Consider the following 11,154-nt stretch of genomic DNA (forward strand, 5'->3'; position numbering starts at 1 on the left):
TTTGCAGAACAACTGATAGAACAAGGATGTGCATACGTACATGAATCCTGATATTTTTCAACTAAATGAACATGAATCAACAATGACACTCCAAAAGTGGACGGAAGAAAGTAAAGATTTGATTGTAGGTTTTACTACAAAAAATGGAGGAGTGAGCCATCATCCTTTTGCATCACTAAATTTAGGTCTCCATGTGAATGACGAAAAAGAAAAGGTCATTCAAAATAGGCAAATCGTGTCGGATAATTTGAACATGTCTCTTTCTCAATGGATTTGTGCCGAACAAGTTCATGAGAATAAGATTGTAAAAGTAACGACCCGAGATGTGGAAAAGGGAGTATACGAATACAAAGATGGTGTTCAAGCAACAGATGGCATTTATACAAACGAACCTAATCTGCTATTATCCTTATGCTTTGCAGATTGTGTCCCTCTTTATTTCTTTGTACCTAACCAATCATTAATTGGATTAGCGCATGCAGGCTGGAAGGGAACGGTAAAGGATATTGCAGGGAATATGATTCGCAAGTGGGTACATGAAGAAAACGTGCTTGCTAAAGAAATTTTTGTAGCGATTGGTCCCTCTATTGGAGATTGCTGTTATGTTGTAGATGATCGAGTCATAGAAGAAGTTCGCCACGTTCTTGGGTACGAAGATAGTGCAGTTTCGTATCAAATTGTGAGCGAGGGACAATATGCGTTAGACTTAAAAGAAGTAAATAAACTTTTAATTCAAAAAGCAGGTGTCCCAACAGAAAACATCATCACTTCTTCTTACTGTACAAGCTGTCATGAAGAATTATTCTTCTCACATCGAAGAGATAAAGGTCAAACAGGTCGTATGTTAAGTTATATTGGCTTTAGGGAGGATTGAGTACATAGTGGCAACAGTATTACACAATTTAAAGCATATTCAGCATGAAATGAATGAAGCATGTAACCTAGTAGAGCGCAATCCTGATGAAGTCCGTATTATTGCTGTTACGAAATATGTTTCTACTACTAGGGCTCAAGAAGCAGTAGATGCAGGAATTATACACCTGGGTGAAAACCGTGATGAGGGAATAGTTGAGAAACAATCTGCAATTAATGGAGAAGTAGCGTGGCATTTTATTGGAACGCTTCAGTCTAGAAAAGTTAAAAACATTATTGAAAAGGTTGATTACATTCATTCATTAGACCGACTTTCTTTAGCGAAAGAAATTGATAAGCGTGCAACAAAAAAAGTAAAATGTTTCATTCAAGTGAATGTATCGAAAGAGGACTCTAAGCATGGAATGAGTGAAGAAGAGGTTATTCCATTTGTTGAAAGTCTTCAATCATTTACAAATATCGAGGTGGTAGGACTCATGACTATGGCCCCGCATGTTGATGATGAGCATACATTACGTCAGTGTTTTAAGACGTTACGTAACTTAAAACAGCGTGTACAAGCTTTGTCTCTACCAAATTGCCCGTGCTCGGAACTATCAATGGGAATGTCAAATGATTATAGAATTGCAATTGAAGAAGGTGCAACATTTGTTCGTTTAGGAACCATTCTTGTAGGAAATGAAGAGTAAGGAGGTGGCGATTTATGACATTCAAAAATCGTTTCAGAAGCTTTTTTGCTTTAGATGACGAGCAAGAATACGTAGAGGAACAAGAAGAAGCTATTGAAGAAGAGGAAGTGTCTACTGTAAAACAGTCAAAACAACCACAGACGAAGCAACAAAATATCATTAGTTTACAAAGTGTTCAGAAATCAACAAAGATGGTTGTATATGAACCAAGAGAATATGCAGAAGCGCAAGAGATTACAGATCATCTAAAAAACCGCAAAGCTGTTGTTGTCAATTTGCAAAGCATTTCTCGAGATCAAGGAGTTCGAATTGTTGATTTCTTAAGTGGAACTGTTTATGCACTAGGCGGAGATATTCAAAAAATTGGTGTGGATATCTTTTTATGCACACCAGATAATGTGGATGTAACAGGTAAAATATCAAGTATGATGACTGATGAAGAATCAATAAATATAAAGAGGTGGTAATTGTTCATGACATTTGTGTTGTTTTTACTTTTGAGGCTTATTGAAATTTATTCATGGGCGCTCATTATCTATATTTTATTATCATGGGTACCAAATTTGCGGGAATCAAAATTTGGTGTTATGTTAGGGAAGATATGTGAGCCTTATTTGGAGCAATTTAGAAAAATTATTCCACCACTTGGAATGATTGATATTTCACCAATTGTGGCAATCTTTGTTTTACGATTTGCTCAGACAGGCCTTGTTTCTTTATTCCGAATGTTAGGTCTTGTGTAAGAGGGTGTTTCAAAAGGGGGAAATCGCCTCTGTTGGGACAGCCCCTTTTTACATATTTATTTATAAGTAATGGAGAATGATTATGTCAATTTATCAACATTTCCGCCCAGAAGAACATACATTTATCGATCACGTTCTTGAGTGGAAAGAGGAGGTAACACATCAATATAGTCCTAAGCTGACTGATTTTTTAGATCCACGTGAACAGCAAATTGCTTCTGCAATTATTGGGACAGATCATGATGTGAAAATTGCATTTTATGGTGGCTTACCCTCTTCTGAACGAAAAAGAGCGCTTATTTTTCCAGACTATTATGTACATGAGGAAAAAGACTTTCAAATTGCGCTATTTGAGGTTGACTATCCTAAGAAGTTCGTCACCATTGAGCATCCTCAAATATTAGGTTCACTTATGTCTCTTGGCTTGATTCGTTCGAAATTTGGCGATATTATTGTCGAAAATGAACAAGTTCAAATCATTGTAGCGAGTGAGACAGCTTCGTATGTTCAAGCTAACTTGCAATCCATTGGAAAAGCAAAAGTACAGCTTAAGAGCATTATGAAAGAGCAGCTCATTGAAGTGCATGAAGAAATGATAGAACAAGCATATACTGTGTCATCAATGCGTTTGGATGTTATTTTGTCTAATGTGTATAATGTTTCACGTCAGAAAATACAAGCGATGATCGAACATAATTTAGTGAAGGTGAATTGGAAAACCATTGAGCAACCTTCTTTTGAATGTAAAGTAGATGATATGCTCTCACTAAGAGGACATGGAAGAAGTAAGATTGTATCGATTGATGGTAAAACAAAAAAAGATAAATGGCGAATTGTTGTAGGGAAACAAAAATAATTTTGTTTTTAGAAGGATTTTATAAAAAAATGTCGAATCTATCATTACTATTGAGATTGAGACAACGTGGAGGTGGCTATTATGCCTTTAACCCCTTTAGATATTCATAATAAGGAATTTAATCGCGGGTTCCGAGGATATGACGAAGATGAAGTAAATGAATTTTTAGATCAAGTTATTAAAGATTATGAGCTAGTCATTCGTGAAAAGAAAGAACTTGAAACAAGAGTACATGAACTAACAGAACGATTAAGTCACTTTGCTAATATTGAAGATACGTTAAATAAGTCTATCTTAATCGCTCAAGAAGCTGCAGAAGAAGTGAAGCGCAATGCAGGTAAAGAAGCGAAACTTATTGTAAAAGAAGCAGAAAAAAATGCTGATCGTATCATTAATGAATCGCTATCAAAATCACGTAAAATTGCCATTGATATTGAAGAACTTAAGAAGCAGTCAAAAGTATTCCGTACGCGCTTTAGAATGCTAGTTGAAGCACAACTTGAAATGCTCAATGCTGATGATTGGGATCATCTAATGGAATATGAAATGAAGTTAGAGGAGCAAAAAGTAGAGTAGTTTTGACATCGTCTTGACTTCTTTGTAACGATTAGCATATAATTTGATAACAGATTATATTTTATACGTTAATTACGAGGAAAGGGACAGTAGTTTCTTTGATTTTTTATCTAAGCGAATCGAGGACGGTGAGAGCTCGATATAAAAAAAGAAGCGAAAATCACCCTGGAGTACCGTGTCGAATTAATAGTAGACATTGGCGATTTATTCACGTTACGAATATGCAAGAGGACTTTTCCTTTCCTCTCCTATTTATAGAGAGCATAAAAAGTCTACAAGGGTGGTACCGCGGGAGACCTTCTCGTCCCTTTTTGGGATGAGAAGGTCTTTTTTTATTGCCTTGAAACAGCTTTTCCTTGTAAAAAATCTTTCGTTTAACGTTTTATGGAGGTTGAAGAAATGGAGTATAAAGATACGTTATTAATGCCAAAAACAGAGTTTCCGATGCGTGGAAACCTTCCAAATCGTGAGCCACAAATGCAACAAAAGTGGGCAGATATGAATATTTATGAAAAAGTACAAGAGCATACAAAGGATCGTCCTTTATTTGTTTTACATGATGGCCCACCTTATGCAAATGGCGATATTCATATGGGGCATGCACTTAACAAAGTGTTAAAAGACTTTATTGTTCGTTATAAATCAATGACGGGATACTGTGCACCATATGTTCCAGGATGGGATACACATGGATTACCGATTGAAACAGCGTTAACAAAAAATAAAAAAGTAAACCGTAAAGAAATGAGTGTAGCAGAGTTCCGTAAACTTTGTGAGCAGTATGCATGGGAACAAATTGAAAATCAACGTGAGCAATTTAAGCGACTAGGTGTTCGTGGTGATTGGGAAAACCCATACGTGACTTTAAAGCCAGAATACGAAGCTCAGCAAATTAAAGTATTTGGTGAAATGGCAAAGCAAGGATACATCTATAAAGGATTAAAGCCAGTATATTGGTCTCCTTCAAGTGAGTCTGCTTTAGCAGAAGCTGAAATTGAATATTATGATAAGCGTTCAGCTTCTATTTACGTAGCGTTCCCAGTGAAAGATGGAAAAGGTGTATTAAATCAAGATGAAAAAATTATTATCTGGACAACAACTCCTTGGACCATCCCTGCGAACTTAGGGATTGCTGTACATGCAGATTTACAGTATAGCGTAGTAGCAGCGAACGGCGAAAAGTTTGTTGTAGCTTCTGAGCTTGTTGAGACAGTTGCTAAAGCAATTGAATGGGATGAGTATGAAGTTATTCGTACACATAAAGGTTCAGAACTAGAACATGTGATGGCACAACATCCAATCTATGGCCGTGATTCACTTGTTATGTTAGGAGACCACGTAACAACAGATGCTGGAACTGGTTGTGTACACACGGCTCCAGGTCATGGTGAAGACGATTTTATCATTGGTCAAAAATATGGTTTAGATGTTTTATGTCCTGTTGATGCAAAAGGTTATATGACAGAAGAAGCAGAAGGGTTTGCTGGCTTGTTCTATGATGAAGCCAATAAGCCAATTACTGAAAAGCTCCAGGAAAATGGTGCATTATTAAAGCTTAACTTCATTACACATTCATACCCACATGATTGGCGTACGAAAAAACCGACGATCTTCCGTGCAACGGCGCAATGGTTTGCATCTATTAAAGACTTCCGTAAGGAGTTATTACAAGCGGTTGAAGAAACAAAGTGGGTACCAGCTTGGGGAGAGACTCGTCTTTATAACATGGTTCGTGACCGTGGTGACTGGTGTATTTCTCGTCAACGTGCATGGGGAGTACCGATTCCAGTATTCTATGCAGAAAATGATGAGCCAATTATTACAGATGAAACGATTGAACATGTTTCCAACTTATTCAGAGAGCACGGTTCAAACATCTGGTTCGAGCGTGAAGCGAAGGATCTACTTCCTGAAGGCTTTACACACGAAGGTAGCCCAAATGGCCATTTTACAAAAGAAACAGATATTATGGATGTGTGGTTTGATTCAGGTTCTTCACATCAAGCCGTGTTAGAAGAGCGTGAAGATTTACAGCGTCCGGCTGATTTATATCTAGAAGGGTCTGACCAATATCGTGGTTGGTTCAATTCTTCATTATCGACAAGTGTTGCCGTAACAGGTAAAGCTCCGTATAAAGGTGTGTTAAGTCACGGATTCGCATTAGATGGTGAAGGTCGTAAAATGAGTAAATCACTTGGAAATGTTGTCTTACCATCTAAAGTAATGAACCAACTAGGAGCAGATATTTTACGTCTATGGGTAGCGTCTGTTGACTATCAAGCAGATGTACGTGTATCTGATAACATTTTAAAACAAGTAGCAGAAGTGTATCGTAAAATCCGTAATACGTTCCGTTTCTTATTAGGAAACCTAGCTGACTATAATCATCAGACAGATGCGGTTTCAATGAGTGAGTTACGTGAAGTAGACCGTTACATGCTAGTGAAATTAAACAAGTTAGTATCAAAAGTAAGAAATTCTTATGAAACATATGAATTTGCAGCTATTTATCATGCAATCCACAACTTCTGTACAATCGATATGAGTTCCTTCTATCTTGATTTTGCAAAAGATGTGTTATATATCGAATCAGCAAATAACGTAGAGCGTCGTAGCATTCAAACCGTCCTTTATGAGACATTATTAGCACTAACAAAATTAGTATCCCCAATCTTATCACATACAGCTGATGAAGTATGGGCTCATATTTCAGGTGTAACAGAAGAGAGTGTTCAACTTGTTGATATGCCAGAAGCTCAACAAATTGAAGGTGCTGATGAATTAGAGAAGAAGTGGGATGCATTTATGGAGCTACGTGATGATGTGTTAAAAGCTCTTGAAGCGGCACGTAATGAAAAAGTCATTGGAAAATCGTTAGAAGCTAAAATTACAATGTATCCAAATGCGGAAACAAAAGCATTACTTGATAGCATTCAAGAAAATGTCAAGCAATTGTTTATTGTATCTGACTTCGAGGTAGCAGGTGATTTATCAACCGCTCCTGCGCAAGCACAAGCATTTGAAAAAGTAGCAATTGTTGTATCGGTGGCTGAAGGTGATAAATGTGAACGTTGTTGGACAGTATCACCAACAGTAGGTAGTGATTCAGACCATGCGACGTTATGTACACGTTGTGCACAGGTAGTAAAAGAAAACTATGTAGGTTAATTGAATACCTTGAAAAAGAAAAGGGTGGCTTAAACGTCATGGTACGTTTAAGTCGCCTTTTTTCTTTTGCACGAAATTGGCAACTTGTGTAGAGCAACGTTTAGAGAGGAAGGAAAAAGTTGTGTTGTGACTTCAGTAGCGTACAGGTAACAATATAACCAATATAAAATATCCTAAATGTTACTGCACAAGGAGGTATTTATCTATGTATGATTATTATCTTCCCATCGAGCAAGAGCTAGTAATTGTGAAAGAAGAATTAGAAAATCGATTGATGAGGTACAATCCAGATTCACTAATGATTCAAACCGACAAAGAGCGATATTTAATGGAAACGATTAAAGCAGACTTACGAGATGTTGAGCGTGCATTAACAAAGCTAGAATTTGGTGTTTTTGGTATTGATGAATTAACAGGTGAACGAATGCCAATTGAAAAGCTAAAGGTTATTCCCACTGCTCGCACAGAAGAAGATTTGTTTGTTTTGCGGTACTAATTGAGAACGAGCTTAAAAAAAGACATAATATGTGCTAAAATGCTTTAGAATAGAGTGTTTTCATTTTATGTCGGGAGGAAACGATTTTGCTTTATTATATCATTGCGTTATTTGTCATTTTATTGGATCAAGTGACAAAGTGGGTTGTTGTCAAGCAAATGGAATTGGGAGATAGTATTCCTGTTATTGAGAACTTTCTTTATATTACATCACACCGTAATCGAGGAGCGGCTTGGGGAATTCTTCAAGGACAAATGTGGTTCTTTTATATTATTACAGTGGTAGTTGTAATTGGTCTTATCGTTTATATTCAAAAGCTAAAGGTAGAAGAAAAGTGGTTTGGGATTGCGTTAGGATTAATGCTTGGTGGGGCGATTGGGAATTTTATTGATCGTGTATTTCGCAAAGAAGTCGTTGACTTTGTTAATACATATATTTTCTCTTACGACTTTCCAATCTTTAATGTAGCTGATTCGGCTCTTGTAATTGGAGTTGCATTGATGTTTATCTTAACGTTATTTGAAGGAAAAACACAAAAGGAGAACGGTTAATGGAAGTTATGCAGTTAGTAGTAAATGAGGAACATAAAAATGAGCGTATTGATAAATTTTTATCTACTATCAATGAGGAGTGGTCTCGCTCACAAGTGCAACAATGGATCAAAGATAGTCATGTGAAAGTAAATGACAAGGTGGTAAAAGGAAACTATAAATGTAAGGTAGAAGATACCATTACTGTAGAAATTCCAGCACCAGAAGAGCTTGATGTGATAGCAGAAGACATGAATTTAGAGATCTATTATGAAGACAGTGATGTATTAGTTGTTAATAAGCCAAAAGGAATGGTTGTTCATCCTGCTCCAGGGCATTATAGCGGAACGCTTGTTAATGGATTAATGGCTCATTGTAAAGACCTATCGGGAATTAACGGTGTGCTTCGTCCTGGTATTGTTCATCGAATTGATAAAGATACCTCTGGCTTATTAATGGTTGCAAAAAATGATATGGCTCACGAATCATTGGTTAGTCAACTTGTTGAAAAAACCGTCACAAGAAGGTATAAAGCAATCGTACATGGTGTTATTAGCCATGATCATGGAACAATCGATGCACCAATTGGCCGTGATAAAAGCGATCGTCAAAGCATGACGGTTACAGACGAAAATGGACGTGACGCAGTAACTCACTTTAATGTGCTAAAACGATTTAAAGATTTTACATGGGTGGAGTGCCAGCTTGAAACAGGGCGTACACATCAAATCCGTGTTCATATGAAATACATCGGTTATCCATTAGCTGGTGATCCGAAATATGGACCAAAGAAGACGTTACCCATTGAAGGACAAGCATTACATGCAGGAGTATTAGGATTTGTTCACCCTCGCTCAGGAGAATACATGGAATTTGAAGCACCAATTCCACAAGAGCTTGAAGACATGTTAGATTTATTAGAGAAAAGAAGTTGACAAATGAATCATATAATGGCATACTCTAAATAGCTTAATAAGGAACCTTTAAAAACAGTCCCGTGAGGCTGAGAAGGAAACGGTATATAGTCAGAATAAGGCGATTTCTATCCTTATCTAACTAGTTATTTGTGTATGCAAAATCCTCTCATCTTTCATGGTGCAGAGGATTTTTTACTGTCATTAAACGACACAAGAGGTGATACAGATGGAAGTCAAAGCAACGGTCCTAGACGAACAAGCGATTCGTCGAGCGTTAACGCGAATTGCTCATGAAATCATTGAAAAGAATAAAGGAATTGAAAATTGTGTACTAGTCGGTATTAAAACAAGGGGTATTTATATAGCAAGCAGATTAGCAGCACGAATCGAACAGATTGAAGGAAAAACCCTTCCTGTAGGAGAAATTGATATTACCCTTTATCGAGATGATTTAACAAAAGTGACCAACAATGAAGAACCATTGGTCAAGGGCTCAGATCTACCTTGTGACATTACAAATCAAAAGGTCATTCTTGTGGATGATGTTTTGTACACAGGTCGCACGGTTCGAGCAGGATTAGATGCTTTAATAGATTTAGGTAGACCTGCAAGCATTCAATTAGCTGTGTTAGTGGACCGTGGTCATCGGGAATTACCAATACGAGCAGATTACGTTGGGAAAAATATTCCGACTGCTAAAACAGAGAAAATTGTTGTCCAACTAAACGAAGTAGATGAGAAAGATCAAGTGGCTATTTTTGAAAATTAAATAGAAATTCCCTTTTAATTCGCAGTCCCGTGAGGCTGCAAAAGGGGGTAACGATACCGTAAATACTACTCGTCTGTAGGTGTAGTGTGTTTACTGTATGCGAAAACCTCTTTATTCCTCACGGTGTAAAGAGGTTTTTTAGTTTGTAGAGGAGGAAAAAAGATGAATCAAAAAAAGATGGTGTTAGATATACATGATGTACCAAATCCAGTAAGTTGGTTAACGCTAAGCATCCAACATTTGTTTGCTATGTTTGGTGCAACAATATTAGTTCCGTTTCTAGTAGGGTTAAGTCCTGCGATTGCTCTTGTATCCAGTGGAGTTGGAACACTTGCATTTCTTCTCATCACAAAAGGGCAAGTACCTGCTTACTTAGGTTCTTCATTTGCTTTCATTGCTCCAATTATTGCGGCAAAAGCAGCGGCAGGACCTGAAGGGGCGATGCTCGGATGCTTTTTAGCAGGATTGGTATACGGTGTAGTCGCACTTGTGATTAGAAAAACAGGAATCAAGTGGGTAATGAAACTACTACCACCGATTGTTGTGGGTCCAGTTATTATCGTCATCGGACTAAGCTTGGCAAACGTCGCAGTTAATATGGCCATGAATGATGCTGATGGGCATCATAGCACAACGCATTTACTTGTTGCGCTTGTGACATTAGGAATTACCATTATGTGCTCGATCTTCTTTAAAGGATTTATTGGATTGATTCCAGTGTTAATAGGGATTGTTGGAGGATATGGATTTGCTTATACACAAGGATTGGTTGATTTAACACCAGTAAAAGAAGCAGCGTGGTTTCAGATGCCAGAGTTTTATGTACCATTTGTTACGTACACACCATCTTTCTCATGGGGAATCGTGTTAATCATGGTACCGGTCGCGATTGTCACTCTTTCAGAACACATTGGTCACTTATTTGTTCTAAATAAAGTAGTAGATAGAGATTTTATTGAAAAGCCAGGCCTTCACCGTACCGTCATGGGGGATGGAGTTGCAACCATGTTAGCAGCACTAATTGGTGGACCACCTAATACAACATATGGAGAAAACATAGGTGTTCTAGCCATTACGAGAGTGTTCAGTGTGTTTGTAATCGGAGGAGCAGCAGTAATTGCCATTATGTTTGGGTTTGTCGGAAAGATTACAGCATTAATTTCAACGGTACCTTCACCAGTGATGGGCGGAGTATCCATCTTATTGTTTGGGATTATCGCATCATCCGGTTTAAGAATGATGATTGAATCACAAGTTGATTTAGGAGAGAAACGAAACTTAGTTATCGCATCGATCATCTTAGTTCTCGGAGTTGGCGGAGCGGTTGTTGAGTTATCGGAACAAATTGAGCTTGATGGTATGGCGTTAGCTGCGATTGTAGGAGTTATCTTGAATCTTGTGCTTCCAAAAGAGCAGCAAGAAGAGCAAATCGTTCATGAAAGCAATGAAAAAACAACTCACCAAAAAATTTCATAATCACACCTTTTAAACGAAGTCCAGAGAGGCATCAAAAGGTGTATGAAACGGCTATTTTAGG

Annotated in this window: 12 protein-coding genes and 1 other annotated feature; all 12 genes read left to right on the forward strand. The window is 37.6% G+C overall.

Going from position 1 to position 11,154, the window contains the following annotated elements; translation table 11 throughout:
* The first annotated feature begins 40 nt into the window (after positions 1-40).
* The 12 genes from pgeF to JOC83_RS03140 all read left to right on the forward strand — a co-directional run bounded on the left by pgeF (position 41) and on the right by JOC83_RS03140 (position 11,093).
* Positions 41-874 (forward strand): peptidoglycan editing factor PgeF, encoded by an 834-nt coding sequence (pgeF, locus tag JOC83_RS03085; protein ID WP_205183550.1) that lies wholly within the window; start codon positions 41-43, stop codon positions 872-874.
* Between the two features lie 4 nt (positions 875-878).
* Complete coding sequence (locus tag JOC83_RS03090) at positions 879-1,562, forward strand: YggS family pyridoxal phosphate-dependent enzyme (protein ID WP_205184790.1); 684 nt, start codon at positions 879-881, stop codon at positions 1,560-1,562.
* A 14-nt stretch (positions 1,563-1,576) separates the two neighbouring features.
* The gene (locus JOC83_RS03095; protein WP_205183553.1) at positions 1,577-2,029 is read left to right on the forward strand and encodes a cell division protein SepF; all 453 of its coding nucleotides are present in this window, start codon (positions 1,577-1,579) and stop codon (positions 2,027-2,029) included.
* A 6-nt stretch (positions 2,030-2,035) separates the two neighbouring features.
* Complete coding sequence (locus JOC83_RS03100) at positions 2,036-2,305, forward strand: YggT family protein (RefSeq protein ID WP_205183556.1); 270 nt, start codon at positions 2,036-2,038, stop codon at positions 2,303-2,305.
* A gap of 82 nt (positions 2,306-2,387) precedes the next feature.
* Positions 2,388-3,161, forward strand: a complete 774-nt coding sequence (locus JOC83_RS03105) for a YlmH family RNA-binding protein (protein ID WP_205183559.1) — start codon at positions 2,388-2,390, stop codon at positions 3,159-3,161.
* Between the two features lie 81 nt (positions 3,162-3,242).
* On the forward strand, positions 3,243-3,737 hold the full coding sequence (locus JOC83_RS03110) for a DivIVA domain-containing protein (RefSeq protein WP_205183562.1): 495 nt from the start codon (positions 3,243-3,245) through the stop codon (positions 3,735-3,737).
* Between the two features lie 68 nt (positions 3,738-3,805).
* Positions 3,806-4,049 (forward strand) — a binding site (T-box leader).
* Positions 4,050-4,136: 87 nt separating this feature from the next.
* On the forward strand, positions 4,137-6,905 hold the full coding sequence (gene ileS, locus JOC83_RS03115; RefSeq protein ID WP_205183565.1) for an isoleucine--tRNA ligase: 2,769 nt from the start codon (positions 4,137-4,139) through the stop codon (positions 6,903-6,905).
* A 205-nt stretch (positions 6,906-7,110) separates the two neighbouring features.
* Positions 7,111-7,401: a conjugal transfer protein TraR gene (locus JOC83_RS03120; protein ID WP_205183568.1), complete on the forward strand. Its 291-nt coding sequence runs from the start codon at positions 7,111-7,113 to the stop codon at positions 7,399-7,401.
* An 86-nt stretch (positions 7,402-7,487) separates the two neighbouring features.
* Positions 7,488-7,952 (forward strand): signal peptidase II, encoded by a 465-nt coding sequence (gene lspA, locus JOC83_RS03125; RefSeq protein WP_205183571.1) that lies wholly within the window; start codon positions 7,488-7,490, stop codon positions 7,950-7,952.
* A complete protein-coding gene (locus JOC83_RS03130; protein WP_205183574.1) occupies positions 7,952-8,866 on the forward strand; it encodes an RluA family pseudouridine synthase in 915 nt (304 codons plus the stop codon). Before lspA ends, JOC83_RS03130 begins: the two co-directional genes overlap by 1 nt.
* A gap of 208 nt (positions 8,867-9,074) precedes the next feature.
* On the forward strand, positions 9,075-9,617 hold the full coding sequence (gene pyrR / locus JOC83_RS03135) for a bifunctional pyr operon transcriptional regulator/uracil phosphoribosyltransferase PyrR (RefSeq protein ID WP_205183577.1): 543 nt from the start codon (positions 9,075-9,077) through the stop codon (positions 9,615-9,617).
* Between the two features lie 162 nt (positions 9,618-9,779).
* Positions 9,780-11,093, forward strand: a complete 1,314-nt coding sequence (locus tag JOC83_RS03140) for a solute carrier family 23 protein (protein ID WP_205183580.1) — start codon at positions 9,780-9,782, stop codon at positions 11,091-11,093.
* Positions 11,094-11,154: the final 61 nt, after the last annotated feature.

The sequence above is a fragment of the Priestia iocasae genome, assembly GCF_016909075.1.
GTDB lineage: Bacteria > Bacillota > Bacilli > Bacillales > Bacillaceae_H > Priestia > Priestia iocasae.

Coding starts and splice junctions, on each gene's coding strand:
- JOC83_RS03140 (WP_205183580.1), top strand. CDS start 9,780: ATGAATCAAAAAAAGATGGTGTTAGATATACATGATGTACCAAATCCA.
- pyrR (WP_205183577.1), top strand. CDS start 9,075: ATGGAAGTCAAAGCAACGGTCCTAGACGAACAAGCGATTCGTCGAGCG.
- JOC83_RS03130 (WP_205183574.1), top strand. CDS start 7,952: ATGGAAGTTATGCAGTTAGTAGTAAATGAGGAACATAAAAATGAGCGT.
- pgeF (WP_205183550.1), top strand. CDS start 41: ATGAATCCTGATATTTTTCAACTAAATGAACATGAATCAACAATGACA.
- JOC83_RS03095 (WP_205183553.1), top strand. CDS start 1,577: ATGACATTCAAAAATCGTTTCAGAAGCTTTTTTGCTTTAGATGACGAG.
- JOC83_RS03100 (WP_205183556.1), top strand. CDS start 2,036: ATGACATTTGTGTTGTTTTTACTTTTGAGGCTTATTGAAATTTATTCA.
- JOC83_RS03110 (WP_205183562.1), top strand. CDS start 3,243: ATGCCTTTAACCCCTTTAGATATTCATAATAAGGAATTTAATCGCGGG.
- JOC83_RS03105 (WP_205183559.1), top strand. CDS start 2,388: ATGTCAATTTATCAACATTTCCGCCCAGAAGAACATACATTTATCGAT.
- ileS (WP_205183565.1), top strand. CDS start 4,137: ATGGAGTATAAAGATACGTTATTAATGCCAAAAACAGAGTTTCCGATG.
- JOC83_RS03120 (WP_205183568.1), top strand. CDS start 7,111: ATGTATGATTATTATCTTCCCATCGAGCAAGAGCTAGTAATTGTGAAA.